This is a genomic window from Xenorhabdus doucetiae, assembly GCF_000968195.1.
Lineage (GTDB): Bacteria > Pseudomonadota > Gammaproteobacteria > Enterobacterales > Enterobacteriaceae > Xenorhabdus > Xenorhabdus doucetiae.
Window position 1 is genome coordinate 892,696 of record NZ_FO704550.1, and the last position, 23,202, is coordinate 915,897.

Genomic DNA, 23,202 nt, shown 5'->3' on the forward strand with positions numbered 1-23,202 from the left:
GACACACTGTATTGTGCTGGCGCGGTATTGTGATAACGCGGTATTGTGCTAACATGCCGCATATTTTGGCGCTACAGCAGCATAAGTTATGAAATTCCCGGGTAAACGTAAATCTAAACACTATTTTCCTGTCAGTTTAAGAGATCCTCTGCTCCAACCCATCAAAGAGATGATGGATACCGAAAATAACCGAGCCTACATTGTTGGTATTGACCAAACGCTGGTTGATATCGAAGCCAAAGTTGATGAAGATTTTATTCAACGTTATCACCTGAGTCAGGGACACTCCTTAGTCATTGAAGATGATGTCGCTGAGGCTCTCTACAAAGAGCTGACAGACAAAAATCTTATCAGCCATGAATTTGCGGGTGGCACTATCGGCAATACCTTGCACAATTATTCTGTTCTGGCTGACGATAAATCCGTCCTGCTTGGTGCCATGTGTAATAACATCCAAATAGGCAGTTATGCGTATTGTTATCTTTGCAATACATCCAGCCGCATGGATTTAAACCATCTTCAAGGCGTTGATGGGCCTATTGGCCGCTGTTTTACCTTAGTGACGGAAAATGGTGAAAGAACATTTGCTATCAGTCCGGGTTTAATGAATCAGCTTCGCCCAGAGAATATTCCTGAACACATTATTGCAGAAGCGTCAGCTTTGGTGATCACCGCTTATCTGGTGCGTTGTAAACCGGGTGAGCCGATGCCGGAAGCGACGATGAAAGCTATTGAGTATGCGAAGAAGCATAATGTACCGGTTGTATTGACGTTGGGAACAAAATACGTCATTGCGGATGATCCGCAGTGGTGGCGCGATTTTCTGGCTGAAAATATTTCTGTTGTTGCAATGAATGAAGATGAAGCGTGTGAATTGACCGGTTTCAGTGATCCTTTATTAGCGGCTGACATGGCGCTAAATTGGGTGGATTTGGTGTTGTGTACCGCCGGTCCTGCGGGTTTGTATATGGCGGGTTACTCTGAGGAGGAGCACAAACGTCAAACGTCGCATCCTTTGCTGCCCGGTGCGATTGCAGAATTTAACCGTTATGAATTCAGTCGGGCGATGCGCAAGGTGGATTGCCAAAATCCGATGCGGGTCTATTCCCATATTGAGCCTTATATGGGAGGACCTGAAAAAATCATGAATACCAATGGTGCCGGCGATGGTGCATTATCTGCATTGCTGCATGATATCACGGCCAACAGCTATCATCGCATGAATGTGCCGAACTCCAGTAAACATATGCGCTCTTACTTGACCTACTCTTCTTTGGCTCAGGTATGCAAGTACGCCAACCGAGTGAGTTATCAGGTATTGAGCCAGCATTCCCCACGTTTAACCCGCGGGTTGCCGGAGAAAGAAGACAGTCTGGAAGAGTCTTACTGGGAACGTTGATTCTGGTGGCCTGACATATCGTCTTCACTGTGTTATTGGCGTGACTGGAATATCCCCGCGTGATGGGGATATTCCTCAATTCGCAAATTAGGTTGCTGATGGCGTTGCGGGTGAATGCAAGGCTGGTGGCTCCACTGGGCAGCCCGCTTCATATTCTTCTGGCAGTGCCTCAGCCATTGCCCGCGCTATTTCATGCTCGCCAATGATAATGTGGTCAGTGCCACGCTCGGTAATGTAAGTGACCTCATCATCATAATGGGCGCGGACAATAATGCTGATATCTGGCCTGATTTCTCTGGCATTCGCAACAATCTCACCGGCTTCATAACCATTGGGGATGGTCAGGAATAACGTGCAGGCACAATCGAGCCGTGCCAGGGCCATGATCTCTTTATTGGCGGCATTGCCCATGATTGCACTGATGCCCATTTCACCTAACTCTTCAAATCTGGCGCGGGTATCTTCAATAACCACGACGGGAAAGTGCTTTTCTTGTAAACGCTGGCAAAGCTGATGACCTACCCGACCATAACCCACTACAATCGCATGACCACAAATATCAACCGGGATCTGGGTTTCTTCTTCCAGTGTTTCTTCGAGTAATTGTTCTTCAATGGTTTCTGTTTTTTCCAAATAGCGATCCAGCAAGCTGAATAGAACAGGATTCAACATAATGGAAATAATGGCACCCGCTAATACAAGGTTACGGGCTTCGCCATCCAAGAATCCCAGCGTGACGCCAAGCCCGGCGAGGATAAAGGCAAACTCACCAATTTGGGCGAGGCTGGCAGAGATAGTCAGGGCGGTACGCCGTGAATGCCCAAACATTCTGACCAGTAGCATGGCAGCCAGTGACTTGCCAATGATAATAATGACCAGCGTGCCCAAAATAGCCAGAGGCTGTTGCAGCAGAACCATCGGGTCAAACAGCATGCCAACGGAAACAAAGAAAAGAACGGCGAAAGCATCCCTTAACGGCAGAGTATCTTGTGCTGCCCGATGACTCAATTCTGACTCGTTCAGGACCATACCCGCGAAGAATGCCCCAAGGGCAAATGAAGCATCAAAGAGTGTCACTGCACCATAAGCAACACCCAATGCAATGGCAAGGACAGCCAGCGTGAATAATTCACGGGAGCCTGTCCCGGCGGTTTTCGCCAGTAACCAAGGAATGACACGTCGGCCGACGAAAATCATCAATAAAATAAAAGCAATGACTTTGCCGACGGTGAGAGATATCTTGAGCAGCAATTGACCCATGTTGGCATTGTGGCTGTCCATAATTCCTGCCGCCGCCGGGAGTAATACCAACGTCAGCACCATAGCCAGATCTTCAACAATTAACCAACCAATGGCAATTTGCCCCCTTTGACTATCAACCAGTTGCCGCTCTTCCAATGCCCTGAGCAATACCACCGTGCTGGCGGTGGACAGACACAGGCCAAATACAATGCCGCTGCCTAATCCCCAACCGAGCAGCATTGATAATCCGGCACCCAATAAAGTCGCGACGGCAATTTGGGCGATAGCACCGGGAATGGCAATGGATTTGACGGCTAACAAATCTTTAAGTGAAAAATGCAGACCGACACCAAACATCAGTAAAATCACGCCAATTTCTGAAAGTTCTGGAGCTAACGATGTATCGGCAACGAAGCCAGGGGTAAAGGGGCCTGCTAGTACACCTGCGACAAGGTATCCTACCAGAGGGGAGATTTTCAGACGCTGTGCAAGCATGCCAAGCAGATAGGCAAGAACAAAACCACCAACAATGGTCGTGATAAGAGGTGTCGAGTGCTCCATCAAGGCTCCTTCTGGGTAGCGAATAGCATAAATTGTATGGTTAGGTGAGGTAATAATCTATTTTATAAATAATTAAAGATGAGATTACAAAAAAATATATTGAGTGGTAAAAAAGAGAATAATCTACATAAATACTATTTTAATGTAATTTTATGTAGATTTTGCCATTATTTACGCAGGTTTACAAAGAGAAATAGCGTAATAATTACGGTGACTATTCTGATGTTTTCTTGGTGTTTTTATGCGTTTTTTTCTATATTTGGCAAGAACAGCGTAAAAAAACCAAGAAGTGGCAGAAAGGCGCAAATTTTGTAAACCAATTCTATGCTGGTCTTATCTGCGACATAGCCAAGTACGGCAGCCCCAATACCCCCCATACCAAAGGCCAGACCAAAGAACAAACCTGCAACCATGCCTGTTTTGCCGGGAATAAGCTCTTGGGCATAGACTAAAATAGCCGAAAAGGCAGAGGCCAATATTACGCCAATAATGACGGTGAGTATGCTGGTCCAGAATAAAGAGACATAAGGTAACATCAGGGTAAAAGGCGCAACGCCAAGAATGGAAACCCAAATAACGTATTTCCGGCCTATCTTATCCCCCACCGGCCCGCCAATCAGGGTACCTGCCGCGACGGAAAACAAAAAGAGAAATAGATGGATCTGGGCGCTTTGCACTGACACGTCAAATTTCTGTATCAGGTAGAAAGTATAGTAGCTACTGATACTGGTCAGGTAAAAATATTTGGAGAAAATCAGCAACAGAAGAATAGCAAATGAATTGATGACGGTTTTTCTGGGCAGGTTTGGCAGAGAAGCGGTTTTAGCCGACAGCGGCGTTATGGCCCGATGTTGCATCTTATACCACTGGCTGACTTGCAAGAGAATGACGATAGCCAATAGTGCAGCCAGAGAAAACCATCCAATATTTCCTTTGCCGTAAGGCGCAATGAAAATCGCTGCTAACAGTGGGCCGAGTGAGCTGCCTAAATTTCCCCCTACCTGAAATAAAGATTGTGCCAATCCATGACGCCCGCCTGAAGCCATGCGTGCGACGCGTGATGATTCCGGATGAAAAACCGATGAACCCGTCCCCACAAGCGCGGCGGCCATTAATATGACAGAAAAACTCTCAGCATAAGCTAATAGCAATAAACCCGATAAGGTAAATCCCATGCCGACAGGCAGTGAATAGGGCTGCGGATGTTTATCGGTATACAAACCGATAAGGGGCTGCAACAGGGATGCGGTGACCTGATAAGTCAGTGTTATCATGCCAACCTGAATAAAACTGAGGGTAAATTCAGATTGCAGCAGTGGATAAATCGCCAGAATCAACGACTGAATCATATCGTTCAGCATATGGGATAAGCTGATAGCACCGAGAATGGAAAAAACGGTCCGATGGTTTTTTGTTGATGATGTTGGCAAAGGGACGGTTTGACTTTTTTCACTCATTCTTTTCACTCACAGTTATTCGCTTATCAAGGTTATTATCAGCATAGTTTGTCGAGGTAAAAATTTTGTCGATTTGTTGAATTTCTGTTTAATTTTCACACCATAATACATCTTAGATAATTAACAAAACGTTTATTGATATCTATATAATTTGACCGCAACCTCAAAAAGGTCAGAGAAGGTATTATTTAATGACACAACGCTATAATCCTGCTCGGCAAAATGTCGCATCCCTGTCATATAACCATAGAATTTTAAATAACATGGAGATACCCCATGAAATTATCGTTTAAAGCGTCAGTCTGTGCCTTGGCTGTTTCGCTGTCACTGGCACCGTTAATTGCCAACGCTTGGGAAAAAGATAAAACCTATGACATTACAATCCTGCATACTAACGATCATCACGGCCACTTCTGGCATAACGATCAGGGTGAGTATGGTTTAGCCGCCCAAAAAACCGTCGTCGATGCCATTCGTCAGGAGGTGGCTAAGAAAGGAGGGAGCGTATTGTTATTGTCGGGGGGTGACATTAACACCGGCGTACCAGAGTCAGATATGCAGGATGCTGAACCCGATTTTAAGGGGATGAACCTTGTAGGGTATGACGCAATGGCATTGGGGAACCATGAATTTGATAAGCCTTTAAATGTATTGCACCAGCAACAAAAATGGGCGAATTTTCCGTTTCTATCGGCCAATATTTATCAAACCAGTACCGGCAAGCGTTTATTTAAACCCTATGCCATTTTTGATGAGCAAGGCGTGAAAATCGCTGTACTTGGGCTGACAACGGATGACACAGCGAAAGTCGGGAATCCTGCGAATTTCCCGGATGTTGAATTTCGCCTTCCTGCCGAAGAAGCCAAAAAAGTGATTGAAGATCTGAAAAAGCATGAAAAGCCGGATGTGATCATTGCAGCAACGCATATGGGGCACTATGACGATGGTCACCACGGATCGAATGCGCCGGGAGATGTTGAAATGGCACGCAGTTTGCCTGCGGGTTATTTGAATATGATTGTCGGTGGTCATTCACAAGATCCGGTCTGTATGTCGGCGGAGAATAAAAACTATAAACAAGTGGATTATGTTCCGGGGACACCTTGTTCTCCCGATCGCCAAAATGGGACATGGATTGTGCAAGCCCATGAATGGGGTAAATATGTCGGCCGTGCTGATTTTCAATTCCGTAATGGTGAATTCAAGCTGGTTCATTATCAATTGATCCCGATTAACCTAAAGAAAAAAGTAACAAAAGAAGATGGCAGCACGGCGCGTGTTTACTATACGCACGAAATTCAGCAAAACCCTGAAGTGCTAAAACTGCTGACACCTTATCAGGACAAGGGCAGTAAGATACTGAATGTGAAAGTCGGTTCGGTAGATAACAAATTAGAAGGTGATCGCAGCAAAGTTCGTTTCGTTCAAACGAATATGGCACATCTTGTATTGGCAGCCCAAATGGAACGGACAAATGCCGATTTTGCCGTGATGAGCGGTGGTGGAATTCGTGACTCAATTGAAGCCGGGGATATTACGTACAAAGATGTCCTGAAAGTTCATCCATTTGCCAACCAACTGGTTTATGTGGACTTCAAAGGTAGCGAAGTTTTGTCATATTTGACGGCTATTGCCAATATGGAACCGGATTCTGGCGCTTACGGACAGTTCTATAATGTGAGTTTTGTGAAGGATGGTAAGAGTATCAGTGACGTAAAAATTGGTGGTAAGTCATTGGACCCAAATAAGACTTATCGTATGGCGACGTTAAACTTCAACGCAATTGGCGGAGATGGTTATCCACGAGTTGATAATTTGCCGGGTTACGTTGATACCGGGTTCGTTGATGCGGAAGTATTGAAAGGATATATTGAAAAACATTCTCCACTGAAAGCCGCTGATTATGATCCGAAAGGTGAAATTTCACATAAATAATAACGACAGATTAAATAGCGTTTCAAAATGATAGGAGTAAATCTTGTCCCGCGTGGCGCGCGGGACAAGATTGCAAGCTCTCACTATGATGAAAATCTATTTAATAGCTTACGGTTAGTTATTTGCATAAAAAGACCTTCTGCAAAACAGAGGGTCTTTTGCTTACTAAAGGTAAGGAGTGATGTGTATAATCTAAATAGGATGGTTGAAACTGAATAATAATCTAATGATTAAATAACATAGTAATTAATGAAGGGTTGTCTCCTTTTGTTGGTAATTTCTCAAGTCCATTTTTCATATATAATGCTACAAGCTGGGGGTGATTTTCACATTCTAATGCAATAACTCTTCCTCCAATAAATGTCTTTGAAATATTAATGATATTCTTTGCATAAAAGAAAATATCTTTAAATCTTACTGGGTTTTCACTTAATGAAAAGTTTTTAGCTATTTGGCCGATTAAGTAAACCTTTATAGTATTAGCATTTTTGCTGATACCATTAAATTTTTTTATTTTAGTTTTTGAAATGGTGAAATTATTTACTGATAACTCCTTAAAAGTTAATGAAAAATAAGCGAGAATTAAACCATTTTCATCAAGAATAAGATAAGTTCTGGTTACATCAGCTTGCTCAAATCTAATGGATTTAACATGTAGAAATGATTCTACATCGCGATTTATTGGACATGAGAAAGAAAGTAAATACTCTTTTGTTCGTTCATGACCAAAATCGGATAATATTTTCTTTAGCGTGAGAATTTTCGTCTTAATATCTCTATGGCCTCTTTCTGTTGTGCTTCAAAATCGATTTTTTCAAAGTTCTCCTTGGGCGGTCTTCTATTAGCCCTCCTAAGCATCTTAATGGCTTTGGGATCAGTGATAACAATTTGTCGGAAAAATGATGAGGTCGGCATGTTATTCCTCTTTTATTTAAATCAGTTAATTGAAATAGTAAAAAATATGTTTTCCAGATGAGAAAAGTATATCGACATTATTGTTTATCACAAAGCCCTGTTTTAAATAAAACAGAGCCAGCTCGAAAAAAATCAGCGGGAATTGCAAGCGATTTTCAAATTTTAGCAATATCAGCAAACGAACCGTTAAGTAGTTGGCATAAGTCTGTGGGGGATAATTCAATATCCAGTCCCCGTTTGCCGCCGGAAATGAAAAGGGTTGGTAACGTTTGCGCCTGACGATCAATCACGGTCGGCAGCCGTTTTTTCTGTCCCAGCGGGCTAATACCCCCGACTAAATAACCCGTTACCTTTTGTGCCAGTTGGGGATCGGCCATATCGGCTTTTTTGGCTTTAAAAACCCTGGCAACTTTTTTCAAATCGAGTTGCCCGGCAACAGGGGTAACAGCGACAGCCAGGTTTTTAGGATCGCCATTTAATGCAACCAGTAGTGTCTTAAAAACTTGGTTAGCATCTAAACCAAGTTTTTTAACCACTTCATCACCAAAATTATGCTCATTAACATCATGATCATAAGGGTGTAGTTTGAAGTTAATTTTTTGCTTTTCCAGTAAGACAATAGCGGGAGTCATATTTTTTCCTGTAACGATAAATATGTGATTATGCGTGTGGTTATGTGTATCGCTCTGCCAGCATCTGGCGCAAATTGTTCTCACCGTGAAGATGTAAGGCACCTACAGCCACCAAATATTTTCCTGTCGGTAAGTGATGTAATTGCTCGCTCCACTGACGGTTGCGCTCTGTCATTAAGGTTTGATAAATCTCTTCGCAGAAAGTCATCGGCAGTACCTGATTTTGTTTCTCAGGTTGGTAATTCATCCACCAACTCATCATCGTTTGTAAAGCGCGGGCATTGGTATGCCAATGGGTGAGGGTATCTTCCAACAAAGCAATCCCGCCATTTGGCAGGTTGATGAGAAGGTTAATTTGTGCGGCAGTGCCTTCCAGCTCAATGATGGGTTTATTGATAGCTTTTGCACTGTTGAGTAATTGGCAATCGATACCATATTGAGGATGTAATCCCAAATACTGGGCTTGGGCAGCCTGTAATATCAATGCCACTTGCCACGATGGCAATGGATCCAGCAGCGTAACGGGATGTTGAATTTCCCGGCAATAATGCTGTAAACAGTCAAAATGTTCGGGAGATAAACGGTGTGACAGCGCAATCTGTTCAGGCAGTGCGTCGTTGAAAGGGGGATAAGCCTGAGTGATATCTGCCTCGACAATAAGTGCATCAGCGTGTTCCAGTTGTTCCAGCAAGATTTCAGAAAGTGGGTACATATTTCTTGTACCCATATGAATACTGTCAACAATATGTAATGGTTTGTTTTTACTTAAATTGATGTCGAAAGCCGGATAGGGGTAATGCCGTTGGGAGTTGAGTCCCAATAGGTTACTGAAATATGACAGTAATTTTCCCATCTTGCCTGCTCCCATCGTTGGCATCTTGAAGTACGACGAGTATATAATTTTCCTGATGTGATGTCAGGGCTTAGGCTTGAAACGCAATAAACGATTGGCGTTACTGACGACCGTTATTGAAGACAATGCCATCGCGGCACCTGCAACCACCGGGTTTAATAATGTCCCGGTGAAAGGGTATAAAATACCGGCTGCAATCGGGATGCCCAAGGTATTGTAGACAAATGCCCCCAATAAGTTTTGTTTCATATTGCGTAACGTGCCGCGCGATAATTCAACCGCATCAGCCACCCCGTGCAGGCTATGGCGCATCAGGGTCACGGTTGCGGTTTCTATGGCGATATCACTGCCGCCTCCCATTGCGATACCCACATCCGCCTGAGCCAATGCCGGCGCATCATTAATGCCATCCCCCACCATGGCCACTTTCCGGCCTTCGGCTTGCAGTGATTGAATGGCGGCGGCTTTGCCATCCGGTAAAACACCGGCAATAACGTGATCGATACCGGCTTCCTTGGCAATCGCGTTTGCGGTGGTGGGATTGTCTCCGGTCAACATCACCAAACGATAGCCTTGGCGATGTAAGCGTTGCAGGGCAGCCACGGTATCCTGGCGCAAAGGATCGCGAATGGAAAACAGGGCGGCGATTTTCCCGTTGGCTGACAGGATAACGGGAGTGATGCCTTTTTCTGCCTGTGCCGCAACCAATGGCTTTAATTCTGCGGTCTCAACCTGATGTTGCTCAAGTAATTTTTGATTACCCAATAACAGCGTGATATCGCCCATTTCGCCTTTAACCCCCAGACCTGCGAGGGTGCGGAAGGTGTGTATTTCAGGTAACTCTTGCCCTTTAACTTTCATCAAGATGGCTTTTGCCAGAGGGTGATTGGAGCCATTTTCCAAGGCGCCGGCCCATACCAATACCTGCTCTTCGGTGAAGTCATTAAAGGTGTGGATCTCGGTCACCTGCGGCATACCTTCCGTTAAAGTGCCGGTTTTATCGAAGACAATCGTATCCAGTTGACTGGCATGTTGCAGGGCATCAGCATCACGCACCAGAACACCCAATTCGGCGGCGCGCCCAACGCCTGAAATGATGGACATGGGGGTTGCCAGCCCAAGGGCACAAGGGCAGGCGATAATCAAGACGGTGGTCATGATAACCAGTGCATACATGATTTGCGGGGCGGGGCCGATAAAATACCAAATGGCACCCGCAATAAGGGCGAGCGCAACGACAATCGGCACGAATATCGCGGAGATTTTGTCTGCCAGTTGGCCGATTTCCGGTTTACTGCTTTGTGCCTGACGCACTAATTTGATGATGCGTGCCAATGTGGTTTGGCTGCCGACCGCATTGGCTTTAAACCGTACCGTGCCATCTTGCACCACCGTGCCGGCATGGACGGTAGCGCCGGTGGATTTCTGCTGAGGAATGGGTTCTCCGGTCAGCATGGCTTCATCCAACCAAACGGTGCCCTGAATAATTTCACCATCAACCGGAACACGATCGCCGGTTGTCAGGCGCAATATCATATTGGGCATCACATCGGCCAATGGCACAGTTTTTTCACCTTCGGGAGTCACCACTCGTGCGGTTGGCGGGGTTAAATCCAATAATCGCTCAAGCGCTTTGGAAGAGCGTTGACGGGCGCGTTGTTCCAACGCATGGCCGAGATTGACCAAACCAATGATCATCGCACTGGCTTCATAATAGAGGTGGCGGGCCTGGGGAGGAAAAACGTTTGGCCATACATTGACGCTGATTGAATAGAGCCACGCCACGCCCGTTCCCAACGCGACGAGGGTATCCATGGTCGCACTGCCATTTTTTAGGCTTTGCCACGCATTGCGATAAAAATGCCCGCCGGCAAATACCATGACAACCAGTGTTATCACCCCAATCGTTAGCCAGATCGCGTGGTTTGCCGGGGTGAGGACCATATTATCGCCTGACATACCCCACACCATCACAGGCACCCCGACTACTAAGGCAAGGGCGGATTGCCAGCGAAAGCGGCGCATATTCGCCTGTGCGACTTGTTGCTGGCGCTCGCGGCGTTCTGTTTCATCCTGAATCACTTCCGCCCCATAACCTGCTTTGATCACGGCTTCCACTAAGGCGTTTGGTGAAACACGACCCGTGACCAGGGCGCTTCTTTCGGCGAGATTGACTCTGGCATGTTCCACGCCATCAACGGATTGCAGCGCTTTTTGCACCTTGCTGACACAGCTTGCACAGCTCATACCGTCCAGCAAAAGCTGAATACTGTCATCAAAAGGCACCGTTTCTGCCGGAGTTGAAGAGGTTGCCGCTGCCAAAGACTCCGGAGTCTGTGTTGTCAGCGGCTCAGTTTTTGGGAAATCGGCTTCCGTTGCTAATTCAGCGTGATATCCGGCTTGCTCGACGGCATCAATTAAAGCATCGTGATCTGCTTTACCATAGATTTTTGCTGTTTGGGTGTTCACTTCTGTCGCGATAACCCCTTCCACGGCCTCTAATGCTTTTTGGGTCTTATTTGCACATTTCATGCAATTTAAACCGGACAGCCGTAAAACAACATCAGGTTGAGTGGCAACGGTGGCGTGATAATCTTCGGCAACAATGGCGGCGATCAATTCATCCGATGAAACATGACTGATAACTTTGGCATAATTGAGATTCACCTCCGCCAGTTCAACGCCGGGTATTTTTTCCAGCGCTTTTTTGACCCGGCCGACACAATGCAGACACGTTAGGCCTTGAAGTGCGAGTATGGTGGTTGTGGACATAACACGATCTCCTGATACAGAGTGATATACTTCATTAAGGCTAAACCTTCCTGCAAGGGGAAGGTCAAGGGGAAATTATGAATATCAGCGAAATTGCCCGTAAGACGGGTTTAACCCGCAAAGCGATTCGGTTTTATGAAGAAAAACAACTTATTACTGTGCCGGAGCGGGGTGATAATGGCTATCGTTATTACCAGCAACAGCACGTTGATGAATTGATACTCTTGCGGCAGGCGAAAGAAGTCGGATTTACATTGGAGGAATGTCGTGAATTGCTGCGGCTATTTCGCAATCCCGGCCGTCACAGTGCCGATGTCAAAACCGCGACCCTGCAAAAAGTGGCGGAAATCGAAAAGACAATGGCGGAATTGCAAAAGATCAAAGCAAAATTACTGGCATTGGTGGCTGAATGTCCGGGAGATGATGGGGCGGATTGCCCCATCATTGAGCATTTATCGGGTTGCTGCAAACATCACGGTTGATGGGGAACCGGTCTCACCTTCAACGTGATCCCGTCAACGGCAATCACCTCAACTTCGGTATTGGCTGGCAGTTCGCGGTCACAATGAACGCGCCAGCTCCCATCGGCCAGTTTGACTCGCCCAAAACCGTTTTCGGTATCCGTGGTTAAACGGGCATGCAATCCAATCAATTGGTGATTTTTCTGATTGAGCGTCTTATCACTTGCCTGACGGGGGCGATGGCGCAGCCAGCGACGCCAGGCAATCACAGAAAGCAAGGTCAGGACCGCAAACAGAATCCCTTGTAGTTCCCAGCCCATATGGGGGAAAACCCATGTGATCAGGGCAACCACGATGGCTGCGGTTCCTGTCCACAACAGATAGCCCCCCGTTCCCAGCAATTCCGCAATCAGCAGCAGGCCACCAAAACAGAGCCAGAACCAAGCTGGCTGCGCGGCGATCTGTTCAATCATGGTTAGTTATCCTGTTTGCTCTTCTTGCTCTCGCCAATGAGTTCAGCAATCCCCCCAATGGCACCCATTAAATTACTGGCTTCCAGTGGCATCATAATCACTTTGCTGTTACTTGAGGCACCAATGTTGGTGAGGGCATCGGTATACTTCTGGGCAACGAAGTAGTTAATCGCCTGCATATCACCATCAGCAATCGCATCAGAAACCATTTTGGTGGCACGGGCTTCTGCTTCTGCGGCACGTTCACGGGCTTCCGCTTGCAGGAAGGCTGACTGACGCTCACCTTCTGCTTTCAATATTTGCGACTGTTTTTCCCCTTCGGCTTTCAGAATAGCGGCCTGACGGATACCTTCGGCCTCAAGGATATCTGCCCGTTTGGTACGCTCTGCTTTCATCTGCGCGTTCATCGCGGAGATCAATTCCTTGGGCGGACGCACATCGCGGATCTCAATACGCGTGATCTTAACGCCCCACGGGTTAGTCGCTTCATCGACGATGGTCAGCAACCGGCTGTTGATGGAATCGCGCTGGGACAGCATTTCGTCCAGCTCCATTGAACCCAGTACTGTCCGGAAGTTGGTCATGGTCAGGTTGATAATCGACAGTTCCAGATTGCTGACTTCATAGGCTGCCCGCACGGGATCGACAACCTGAATAAAGCAGACGGCATCAATGGTGACATTGGCGTTATCGCGGGAAATGACTTCCTGCGACGGGATATCCAGAACCTGCTCCATCATATTGATTTTACGGCCAATGCGATCCACAAATGGCATAATGATATGCAGACCCGGCGTTAATGTGCGGGTATAGCGGCCAAAGCGCTCAACCGTCCATTGATAGCCTTGTGGAACCGTCTTTACACAGGTAAAAACGATAGCAACAGCAATCACGATTAAAATCGGTACAGCACCAAAAGAGAGTAAATCCATAACAATTCCCTTACCCAGTTTTATGGAATAGATAAATTTCTTTACTTAATAGAGTAAAGAGTATACATGACGACGATATTGAGATGCCAGCGCATCTCCAGTACCCAGTGCCGAAAGGATATCCATCAGCGTCTTTTTCACCGCGCCATCAGCAGCAGAGAGATCCTGTTTCAGAAAGCTGAACAACAATTCCAGCGCTTCTTCATTGCGGCCAACTTCGTGTAATTTCGCTGCCAGTTGCACAGCCAGTTCTGCATTCTCTGGCTGAGTTGCCAACGCTTGTTGCAGTTGTCGGATCTCAGGTGAATCAGCCGCCTCTTGCTGGGACTGAATCTGTTCAACTAACGCATGATAGCGTTCATTCTGTTCTTCCAATGGGATGGTCTCCACTGTTTTTTGGGCGTCTTCAAGGTGATTGAGTAAAAGGTTCACTTGGGCTAACAACAGGGTGATATCGGTGTCTTGCGGATTTTCCTGATGGAGTTCTTGCAGTAAGCGCAAGGCTTCCTGATTTTTGCCGTCGGCAAGTAGTTCGTCAACGTGATCTAACGGTGATTTTTCCTCTTGAGGCAGCAGGGTGGAGAAAATTTTCCTGATGGCATCGTCGGTCTGGATGCCTTCAAAACCTTGTACCGGGCGGGCTTCTTTGACAAACAAGACGGTCGGCAAACTGCGCACACCAAATTGGGCGGCGATATGGAGAAGTTGGTCACAATTGACTTTAGCCAGAGTAAACTGCCCGGCATATTCATGGGCGATTTTATCCAGCGTCGTTTCTAACTCATGACAATGCAGGTCCTGTGGCGACCAAAAATAGAATACGACAAGCTGGGTGAGTGAGTGTTGTACAATTTGAGCAATATTCGATTCATCAATATTAACAATATAGGCAGTATCGTTGGTATTCACTGTTGGCTGCATGGGATTTCTCTCAGGGTCGTTGTAAGGTGAATGGTAAGGTAATTACATGGATAAATAAGACTTGTTGGTCCGTTTTTCAACGTCTATTCGCTTTGTCGGCACACGATCCTATCAAGCCATCTCTCCGGAAGCAGACGGCGCATCACTTTGACGGCATGCGTTAATAAAGTCACGGAATAACGTAATTTCGGCTTGGGACTTTCCAACGCATGAATCAGTTTAGAGACGACATCTTCAGGCATCAACGTGAAACGGCGTGCAAGACCTGGGTTCTCGACCGGGTGATCCTGCTGGGTTTGATTGACATTCTTGGTAAAACGAGTATGGATTGGCCCCGGTTCTATCAGGCTGACTTTGATGTCTGTTTTTGCCAATTCGCCCCGTAAGGCATCTGACCAGGCTTCAAGTGCATATTTACTGGCAGCATAGGCACCACGGCCCGGCGTTGAGATCAATCCCATCACCGAACTGGTCTGGACAATCCGCCCGGCACCATAAGCGCGTAGCGCCGGCAGGAGCAGGCACGTCAGTTGATGGGTGCCAAAGAAATTAGTGGAAAACTGTTTTTCCATCTGTTCACGGGAAATAGTTTCCAGCGAGCCGTATAGACCAAATCCGCCATTATTAAACAGCCCGAACAAACGGCCGTGGGTTAATTCAATCACTTTCCGGGCGGCGTGCTTGACGCTGGATTTATCATCTAAATCCAATTCAATCGGTTCGAACCCCAACTCACGCATATGTGCCAAATCAGCGGGCTTGCGGCAAGCGGCGAGTACGCGATATCCACGTTGCTGGAGGGTTTTGGCTGCGGCTAAACCGATCCCGCTGGAACATCCCGTAATAAGAATCGATTTTTGCATAACTTTATCTGTTCACCTGCTTTATCTGTTCACCTGCATTGAATGGTGTTTCAAAATGATCGTGTTTCGAAATGATAGGGATAAACCTTGCCCCGCGCAACGCACGGGCAAGGTTGCAAACGCTCACTGATGAAAACCTGTTTAATTTATGGAAATAAATGATTTACTATTGAGAAATCCGGTTACTTAAGAAGCGTTGATATATACCGATAATGTGTTGGACATCCAATCAGCGATAAAGGGTTGTGCGGCTTGATTGGGGTGAAGGCCATCATCCTGCATCCATTCTGGCTTGCCAGCCACGTGCTCCATAAAAAATGGCAGCAGAGGAATGTGGTTACGTTCAGCCAGCGCCGGATAAATGTTGGCAAAGGATTCGGTATAGCGTTTGCCGTAATTAGGTGAAATTTGGATTTGCATTAATAACGGTTGGGCGCCGGCTTGCTTGATCAAACTAATGCCCTGTTGCAAATCTTGTTCTATGTTTTGAATGGGAAAACCACGCAGTCCATCATTCGCCCCAAGCTCTACCAGAACCCATTTTGGATTGTGCTGTTTTAATAATTCAGGCAAACGTTCAAGGCCCTGTGCTGCGGTATTGCCACTAATACTGCCGTTCACGATCACGGTTTTTTTGCCGGTTTGTTGCCACTGTTTTGCCATCAGCGCAGGCCAGGATTGCTCAACCGGCAAACGGTATCCGGCACTGAGGCTGTCGCCCAGTATCAGCAGGGTATCCGCTGCCGCTGCTTTTGCACTGCATAGCACCAATAATAAAAGGAAAAATACATGGCTGTAGAAAGTATTCTTGAAGTTCATCATCTCACTAAACATGTTGGTCAAGGGGAACAGGTAATTAATATATTGCAAGGTATTGAGTTGGTTGTCGAGCCAGCCCAGACAATTGCATTAATTGGCGAATCAGGCTCCGGTAAATCAACGTTGCTGGGCATTATTGCCGGCTTGGATGATGGCAGTGAAGGGGACGTTCACCTGTTGGGGCAGAATATCAGCCGCATGAATGAAGAGCAGCGGGCGCAGTTAAGGGCCGAAAATGTGGGTTTTGTTTTTCAGTCATTTATGCTGATCCCCACCTTGAATGCGCTGGAGAATGTCCAGCTTCCGGCACTATTGCGGGGTGAATCGGAAAACCAAAGCCGTGCACAAGCCATCGAGTTACTCGAACAGTTAGGGTTGGGAAAACGCTTAAAACATATGCCAGCCCAGCTTTCGGGCGGAGAGCAGCAGCGGGTAGCTTTGGCACGGGCATTCTGTACCCGTCCCAAAATCCTGTTTGCTGATGAACCCACCGGTAACCTTGATCGCCAAACGGGCGATCGTATCGCGGACTTGCTGTTTTCCCTTAATCAAGATTATGCCACCACGTTGATTCTGGTGACCCACGATAGCCAGCTTGCGGCGCGTTGTCAGCGTCGTTTACGTCTGGTGGATGGAAAATTGCGGGAGGAAGCATGATCTGGCGCTGGTTTTGGCGTGAGTGGCGCACCCCCTCTCTCCTGATCGTTTGGTTATCCCTGACATTAGCGGTGGCGTGTGTGCTGGCATTGGGGCGTATCAGTGATCGTATTGATCAAAGTGTGCATTATCAAAGCCGTGATTTTCTGGCGGGGGATCTGGTCCTAAGGGCTTCCTATCCCGTTGATGAAGCGTGGTTGCAAAGGGCACAAGGGCAGGGATTGATACTGAGTCGCCAGATCGCATTTTCGACCATGACCTATGCGGGAGATATTCCGCAACTGGCTCAGGTCAAAGCCGCCGATGAAGGTTATCCCCTGTACGGCGAACTGGAAACCCATCCACGCGGGTTAAAACCCGAAAAAGGTGCGGTGTTGGTGGCACCGCGATTGCTGACCCTGTTGGGCGTTAAGGTTGGGGATAATATTGATGTGGGCGATACCACATTGAAAATCAGCGGGGAATTGCTGCAAGAGCCGGACAGCGGTTTCAGTCCCTTCCAGATTTCGCCCCGCATTTTAATCCATATTGCTGATGCGCAGGCAACCGGCGCGATCCAACCCGGCAGCCGCCTGACTTATCGCTATATGTTCGCGGGAGCGCCGCAAGCCATTCAGTCATTTCAGCAATTTGTTGAACCGCAACTCAAGGCGGATCAACGCTGGCTGACCTTGAAACAAGACAATAGCGTGATGGCGCAATCCATTGAGCGTGCGCAGCAATTTTTACTGTTGTCCGCTTTATTGACATTACTGCTGGCTGTCGCCGCGATGGCCGTTTCTATGGCGCATTATTGCCGCAGCCGGCATAACCTGATCGCCATCCTGAAAACATTGGGAGCCGGGCGTTGGGCGTTGCGTCAATGGATCATCGGGCAATGGTTGGTCATTTTGCTTGCCGCCATCGTGGTAGGCTCTATTTTAGGCTTGGTTTTTGAATCGGCATTGATTCGAATTCTGGCCGGCATGTTGCCGAAGATGTTACCGGCTGCGGGAATGTGGCCGTGGGTATGGGCGATGGGTGCCCTGTTTGGCATTACCGTGCTGGTAGGAATTCGCCCTTATCGTCAACTGATGGCGACCCAGCCTTCACGGGTGTTGAGAAGTGATGTAACGGCATCCATCTGGCCATTGCGTTACTATTTGCCTGTGGTGGCATTAATCATCACGGGGGGATTGGTATTACTGGCCGGGACTCAGCCTTTGTTATGGTCACTGTTGGCGGGCGTGCCGGTTGTCGCGCTGTTTTTAGCGCTATTGGGCTGGGGTGGATTATGGTTGCTGCGCCGTGTGACATTCCGTCAGTTAAGCCTGCGTTTGGCGGTCAATCGGTTACTGTGCCGGCCGTTTCAGACCATGACCCAACTGGCGGCATTTTCCCTGTCATTTATGTTGCTGGCTTTGCTGGTCATGGCAAGGGGGGATTTATTGAGTCGATGGCAGCAGCAATTACCGCCGGATAGCCCGAATTATTTCCTGATTAACATCACGCAACCACAAATTGCCCAAGTGAGTGATTTATTGGCTAACCATCAGGTGCAACCGACCGATTTTTACCCGGTGGTGCTGGCGCGTTTGACGGAAATAAACGGACAATCTGCGATTGCATGGGCGGATGAAAAACACCCGAACAGTACGACCGTGCGCCGTGAATTGAACTTAACCTGGAAAACAGAATTACCGCCTTTTAATACCCTGATTGCCGGAAGCTGGCCGCCAAAACCGAACGAAGTTTCCATGGAACAAAGCGTTGCTGAACGGTTGCAAATTCATTTAGGGGATAAACTGACCTTCACGGGAGATACCCGTACATTTCACGCTACGGTAAGCAGTATTCGTAAGGTCGATTGGGAAAGTATCAATCCGAACTTTATTTTTATTCTTTCCAAAGAGACATTGGAAAACCAGCCCAGAATGTGGTTGACCAGCTTTCACTACGAAGGAGACGGGCGGTTGCTCACCGAAATGAATCGTCATTTCCCGACCATCAGCATGCTGGATATCGGTTCGATCCTCAAACAAGCCCAAGGCATCTTGCAGCAGGTCAGCAAGGCATTGGAAATTATGGTTGTTTTGGTAATGATTTGTGGCGGATTACTGTTATTGGCACAAATTCAAGTCGGCATGAGCCAACGGCAACTTGAATTGGTGGTATACCGCACATTAGGCGCGAGTAAAAAACTGTTGCGTCGCACCTTATGGAGTGAATTTGCCCTGTTGGGTTTTATGGCGGGTCTGGCAGCGGCATGGGGGGCAGAAATTGCCCTTTGGTTGTTACAGACGCAGGTCTTTGATTTCCCGTGGCAACCGCAATGGCCAATGTGGTTTGTGCTGCCTGTTCTCAGTAGCTTATTGCTTTCATTATGTGGTGGCTGGTTAGGGATCAGGTTATTGCGCGGGCAAGGGCAATATCGGCGTTTGCCGGAGTAATTCCCCTCTGGTTTTGAGAAGCCTGATAAACCTCGTTTACGCTAACGAGGTTTATCAGCGATTATTTCATTCACTCTATTTAGTCAGTTGAGTATTTTCAACCGGCTGTTTTCTCATTTTATGAGTCGGCGGTTTCATCATTAATGTGACAACAAGAACGACAGATACAGGGACAGCAATAATCAGGAACGCAGCGGTGAAACTCCCTGAATAATCCTTGATGGCACCGGCAAAAAAAGGCGCCAGACAAGCCAGCGTGGATATCAGGTTCATGACGGAAAACAGTTCCAGATAAGGTTTGCGGCCAAAATAGTTAGCCAGCAAGACACTGGATGCGAGGAAGGTCATACCATATCCCATCCCAACACATACGGTAAACGCAATCAAGAACGGCCATGATGAGGCGCTACTCAGCGCAATCAAACCCACAATAATAATGGTCAGGCTGACAATCAGTAATTTTTTTGGATCGACCCATTCCCCCACTGCGCCACCGGCCAATCTGGACAACGCATTAATAAAAGCCATGCTACTTAATAACCCGGCGGCGATGGCTTCGCTGAAACCCTTTTCGATAATATGGGCAACCGCAAAGCTATTGACCGTAATGCCGCACCATAAAAATGAGGTGTAAGTTGCGGCAATCACATAGAACTGCCATGTCCGTAGTGCTTGATGTGCGGTCCAGCGTTGTCTGGTGCGATAAATGCTGGGCGTATCCTGCCGGTTATGTTCCTGATTAACGGCCTTGGCGTGGGCGACTTCCCGTTTTCCCTCTTGCAGGGTCATGATCGTCAGGATAACGAAAACGGAGAGAATAATGGCAGAAATCATCCAGTGCATCCGCCATGTGCCCCAAACACGACTTGCCAGAAAGTAGATCCACGGGCCAATAACGCCGCCCAATCCGCCGATCGTAAAGTAGAAACCAAAAGCCAGGGACTGCTTCTCATATAGCCGTGAAATCACATAAGTGCCGGGTACCGTTGCCAGAAAAGTAAAACCGACCCCCATTAAGGCCGTACCCATAAAATAGGATGCAATCGCGTAGGTGTGATAAAGATGGTAGAAACCCGCCAGAAAAATCAGCAGGCCGATAAACAGCGTGAAACGGACGCCAACCTTACGAATAAACAACGTTGGCAAAAAACTGGATAGCCCGCAGGTCAGGCCAAGCAGTGTGAACCCCAAACCGGCACTTGTCCAACTCCAGCCCAGTTCATTAATCATACTGGGCAGGACAACACCCAATGACGTAAAGGTTGTTGCTGTGGACAGAAAATAAACCATGCCTAAAAGTATCAGCAAAAACCACCGATAAGTACGCCCAAATTTGTCGTGTTGAGTGGACATCGAGACCCCATCAAGGATATAAGCGATTAAAAACGACCTTATTTTATGTGATTATGAGAAAAAGCTGTATCGAATAAACGGCCTACCAAACATTTCCATAATGAGAGAGAGGGTAATCATGTATACCGGTATTGTGCAAGGCAAAGAGAAAGTATTATCACTCAATAAAGGGAGTGGATTCACGACCTTGATGGTTAGCAATCATCATCATTTTTTTGATGATGTCACCGTCGGTGCCAGTGTCGCCATTGATGGCACCTGCCTGACGGTGACCCAATTCAGCGGCGATAGCGTCGCTTTTGATATTTCAGACTTTACTACGGATACCACCACGTTAAAGTTTCTCGCCATTGGAGATGACGTCAATATTGAACGTTCACACCAGATGCACAAAGAAAATGGCGGGCATAGTCTTTACGGGCATGTCGAGGGCATGGCCGAAGTGGTCGAATTTACTGCCACGGGTGAAACCTATCGCTTAGTGATCCGTATCCCGCAAGACAATATTCGTTATTTCTTCCTGAAAGGTTTTATTGGGCTGCATGGCTGTAGCTTAACCATCAACGGCATTGATGAAGAAAATAAGACCATCACTTTAAACCTGATCCCTGAGACATTAAGAATGACGAATCTCAGCCAGATTAAGGTCGGTGATTTTCTCAATTATGAAATAGATCAAACGACAAGAACAATTGTGGATACATTATCTCGCACGCTCGCAAGACAGAAGTAGCTGATTGTCTCCCCGCTGTGTGTTTGTCTCTTATACACAAATCCCTCAATTTTTATTGAGGGATTTCAGGATAATAAAGATACCCTATGTTGCTAATGAAGGTATATTTCTAATATCGCAGAGTTTTAATTAAATTGAGGGGATTAATATATTAAGAAATTATATTTGCAAAGCTCCAGATTCAAAAGAGATATATACCTGATTTAATTTTTTGTTTTGTCTTGTTAATTAAATAACTGGGTTGTTTTTTAATAAATAATCGATATTGTTATTTTCTGTTTATTTTTTTTGAATTTTTTGAGAGGTAGTATCTTGCCGACAAAAAAGATATCAGGGTACTTGATGGAGATATATTTTTAGCGAAAAGACATTGTGTGTGCTTGTCTGTAAGGGGCAAAATTGGTCAAGAATATTATTATTTCCCGTTTCACTGGCAGTCTCGCCTATTACAGTTTTGTACCCTTTCTGGCTATTTATTTGGTTAAGGCCAAGGAGATTAGCCAAGCGGATGCTGCTATAGCTGTGTCGCTACTGATTCTCAGCGGAAGGGTGTCTTCATTGTTCTCTGGGATTGTGATCATTCGCACTGGACTTAAAAGATTATTGTTGTGTGGTTATGCTGGTTGTTCGGCAGTCTGCGTATTGTTGACTCTTTTAGAGGGATGCGTTGCGTTAAGCCTGGCGTCTATGATCATCGGCATATCATTTGCCTTGTGTTCGATTGCCTCGAAAATATTAATCGCAGGCTTATCGCAGGGTGGTAAGGGTTTGAAAGCATTCGGATATTTGAATGTAGCTGTTAACGTTGCCAGCGCGTTGGGAACAGTCATTGCAGATCAGACATCCCGTATTTATATCAATCTACTTCCTCTACTGGCAGGAGTTGTGCTTGCCGCTACCGCTTTGTTGATTGCAAAGCTGGATGAACAGCGCCTGCCTCTACATAGAAAAAAACTAGAACATGTACAGACTGTATCTGGACAAATACGGATGCGTCTGTTGTTCATCTTGGCCAGTTTGTCGCCTTGGCTTATATATGGATTTTTCTTTAATGGGATCAGTTATCAACTCGCTACAACCAGTGCTACAGGACATCGTGTATCTATCCTGTTTTCGCTAAACGCTGGTTTAATCATTGTATTCCAGACAATAGTCCTGCATTACATCGATCGGATAAGGAAAGACGGGTTGTTGTGGGTGTCTTGCATCAATCAATTGGTGCTGTGTGCCAGCTTGATGTTTTACCAACTAGATAGCTTTGAAGCTCTGATTATGTTCGTCGTAGTATTTACTTTCAGCGAGATGGTTTGGAGCCCGCTTAACGATTATCTGTCGGCTGAATTTGCAGGGCCGGATGGCCGAGAGTCCTTTATGCCTGTATGTAATTTTGTGTGGGGGATAGCGGAATCGCTGGGTACTTTTATTGGTATCAGTGGGTTTAATACACTGGGTAAAAATTTACCGATAGTGGCCATCACTGTGGCAGCCATTATTCTGGCTACACACTTTGCTCTTGCACGTGCAGCCAAAATAGGTATCGGAGGAACTTAATTATTTCTAAGCAAAAAGAAATAATATCAGATGAGTATTGTCGGTTAATTAACACTATTTTCAGCCTACAAATATTAATCCTTAATAACGAGGGGAATACTGAAAGATTGTGAGATAAATTCTGGCAATGACAAAGGCAGGTAATAAATTATGAATCTGTCTAATTTCCTTGTTTAAAGCTTAGATAGTCAGAGCCCGGAAACCTTGCAAACAGGATGTATTCATATAGATGCAATGAATAAAT

At 46.5% G+C, this 23,202-nt stretch carries 18 protein-coding genes; 7 read left to right on the forward strand and 11 right to left on the reverse strand.

Annotated features, from left to right (window positions below; genetic code table 11):
- Window positions 1–88: 88 nt before the first annotated feature.
- Window positions 89–1,399 (forward strand): inosine/guanosine kinase, encoded by a 1,311-nt coding sequence (locus XDD1_RS04235; protein ID WP_045969001.1) that lies wholly within the window; start codon window positions 89–91, stop codon window positions 1,397–1,399.
- An 87-nt stretch (window positions 1,400–1,486) separates the two neighbouring features.
- On the opposite strand, the gene ybaL is transcribed toward XDD1_RS04235, so the two are convergent.
- Both ybaL and XDD1_RS04245 read right to left on the reverse strand, forming a co-directional pair.
- A complete protein-coding gene (gene ybaL, locus XDD1_RS04240) occupies window positions 1,487–3,202 on the reverse strand; it encodes a YbaL family putative K(+) efflux transporter (RefSeq protein WP_045969003.1) in 1,716 nt (571 codons plus the stop codon).
- Window positions 3,203–3,441: 239 nt separating this feature from the next.
- Window positions 3,442–4,659 carry an MFS transporter gene (locus XDD1_RS04245; RefSeq protein ID WP_045969005.1) on the reverse strand — a complete coding sequence of 406 codons (1,218 nt, stop codon included), beginning with the start codon at window positions 4,657–4,659 and terminating at the stop codon, window positions 3,442–3,444.
- A 276-nt stretch (window positions 4,660–4,935) separates the two neighbouring features.
- On the opposite strand from XDD1_RS04245, the gene ushA reads away from it, so the two are divergent.
- Window positions 4,936–6,594: a bifunctional UDP-sugar hydrolase/5'-nucleotidase UshA gene (ushA, locus tag XDD1_RS04250; RefSeq protein WP_045969007.1), complete on the forward strand. Its 1,659-nt coding sequence runs from the start codon at window positions 4,936–4,938 to the stop codon at window positions 6,592–6,594.
- 1,070 nt (window positions 6,595–7,664) lie between these two features.
- Here the strand turns inward: ushA and ybaK are convergent.
- The 3 genes from ybaK to copA all read right to left on the reverse strand — a co-directional run bounded on the left by ybaK (window position 7,665) and on the right by copA (window position 11,766).
- Window positions 7,665–8,141 (reverse strand): Cys-tRNA(Pro)/Cys-tRNA(Cys) deacylase YbaK, encoded by a 477-nt coding sequence (gene ybaK / locus XDD1_RS04260; protein WP_045969008.1) that lies wholly within the window; start codon window positions 8,139–8,141, stop codon window positions 7,665–7,667.
- Window positions 8,142–8,181: 40 nt separating this feature from the next.
- Window positions 8,182–8,994 carry a TraB/GumN family protein gene (locus XDD1_RS04265; RefSeq protein ID WP_045973323.1) on the reverse strand — a complete coding sequence of 271 codons (813 nt, stop codon included), beginning with the start codon at window positions 8,992–8,994 and terminating at the stop codon, window positions 8,182–8,184.
- Between the two features lie 63 nt (window positions 8,995–9,057).
- Window positions 9,058–11,766 (reverse strand): copper-exporting P-type ATPase CopA, encoded by a 2,709-nt coding sequence (gene copA / locus XDD1_RS04270; RefSeq protein WP_045969010.1) that lies wholly within the window; start codon window positions 11,764–11,766, stop codon window positions 9,058–9,060.
- 77 nt (window positions 11,767–11,843) lie between these two features.
- Here copA and cueR point away from each other — a divergent pair, with 77 nt between their 5' ends.
- Window positions 11,844–12,248 (forward strand): Cu(I)-responsive transcriptional regulator, encoded by a 405-nt coding sequence (cueR, locus tag XDD1_RS04275; protein WP_045969012.1) that lies wholly within the window; start codon window positions 11,844–11,846, stop codon window positions 12,246–12,248.
- Here the strand turns inward: cueR and XDD1_RS04280 are convergent.
- From XDD1_RS04280 to tesA, 5 genes are all read right to left on the reverse strand, one after another.
- Window positions 12,239–12,700, reverse strand: a complete 462-nt coding sequence (locus tag XDD1_RS04280) for an NfeD family protein (protein WP_045969014.1) — start codon at window positions 12,698–12,700, stop codon at window positions 12,239–12,241. The two genes, cueR and XDD1_RS04280, sit on opposite strands and share 10 nt — an antisense overlap.
- 2 nt (window positions 12,701–12,702) lie before the next feature.
- Window positions 12,703–13,632, reverse strand: coding sequence for an SPFH domain-containing protein (locus XDD1_RS04285; RefSeq protein WP_045969016.1), 930 nt, complete (start codon window positions 13,630–13,632; stop codon window positions 12,703–12,705).
- A 45-nt stretch (window positions 13,633–13,677) separates the two neighbouring features.
- Complete coding sequence (locus XDD1_RS04290) at window positions 13,678–14,553, reverse strand: thioredoxin family protein (RefSeq protein WP_045969018.1); 876 nt, start codon at window positions 14,551–14,553, stop codon at window positions 13,678–13,680.
- A gap of 83 nt (window positions 14,554–14,636) precedes the next feature.
- Window positions 14,637–15,416, reverse strand: coding sequence for an SDR family oxidoreductase (locus tag XDD1_RS04295; RefSeq protein WP_045969020.1), 780 nt, complete (start codon window positions 15,414–15,416; stop codon window positions 14,637–14,639).
- Between the two features lie 186 nt (window positions 15,417–15,602).
- Window positions 15,603–16,235: a multifunctional acyl-CoA thioesterase I/protease I/lysophospholipase L1 gene (tesA, locus tag XDD1_RS04300; RefSeq protein ID WP_197541012.1), complete on the reverse strand. Its 633-nt coding sequence runs from the start codon at window positions 16,233–16,235 to the stop codon at window positions 15,603–15,605.
- Between tesA and ybbA the strand changes: the two genes are divergently transcribed.
- Both ybbA and ybbP read left to right on the forward strand, forming a co-directional pair.
- Window positions 16,206–16,892 (forward strand): putative ABC transporter ATP-binding protein YbbA, encoded by a 687-nt coding sequence (gene ybbA, locus XDD1_RS04305; RefSeq protein ID WP_045969022.1) that lies wholly within the window; start codon window positions 16,206–16,208, stop codon window positions 16,890–16,892. The two genes, tesA and ybbA, sit on opposite strands and share 30 nt — an antisense overlap.
- The gene (gene ybbP / locus XDD1_RS04310; protein WP_045969025.1) at window positions 16,889–19,321 is read left to right on the forward strand and encodes a putative ABC transporter permease subunit YbbP; all 2,433 of its coding nucleotides are present in this window, start codon (window positions 16,889–16,891) and stop codon (window positions 19,319–19,321) included. Before ybbA ends, ybbP begins: the two co-directional genes overlap by 4 nt.
- Window positions 19,322–19,396: 75 nt before the next feature.
- Here ybbP and XDD1_RS04315 read toward each other — a convergent pair whose 3' ends face one another.
- Entirely contained in the window at window positions 19,397–20,674 is a 1,278-nt protein-coding gene (locus tag XDD1_RS04315; RefSeq protein WP_045969026.1) for an MFS transporter, read from the reverse strand.
- Window positions 20,675–20,792: 118 nt separating this feature from the next.
- On the opposite strand from XDD1_RS04315, the gene XDD1_RS04320 reads away from it, so the two are divergent.
- Both XDD1_RS04320 and XDD1_RS04325 read left to right on the forward strand, forming a co-directional pair.
- The gene (locus XDD1_RS04320) at window positions 20,793–21,407 is read left to right on the forward strand and encodes a riboflavin synthase (protein ID WP_045969029.1); all 615 of its coding nucleotides are present in this window, start codon (window positions 20,793–20,795) and stop codon (window positions 21,405–21,407) included.
- A gap of 399 nt (window positions 21,408–21,806) precedes the next feature.
- Window positions 21,807–22,958, forward strand: coding sequence for an MFS transporter (locus tag XDD1_RS04325; RefSeq protein WP_045969031.1), 1,152 nt, complete (start codon window positions 21,807–21,809; stop codon window positions 22,956–22,958).
- Window positions 22,959–23,202: the final 244 nt, after the last annotated feature.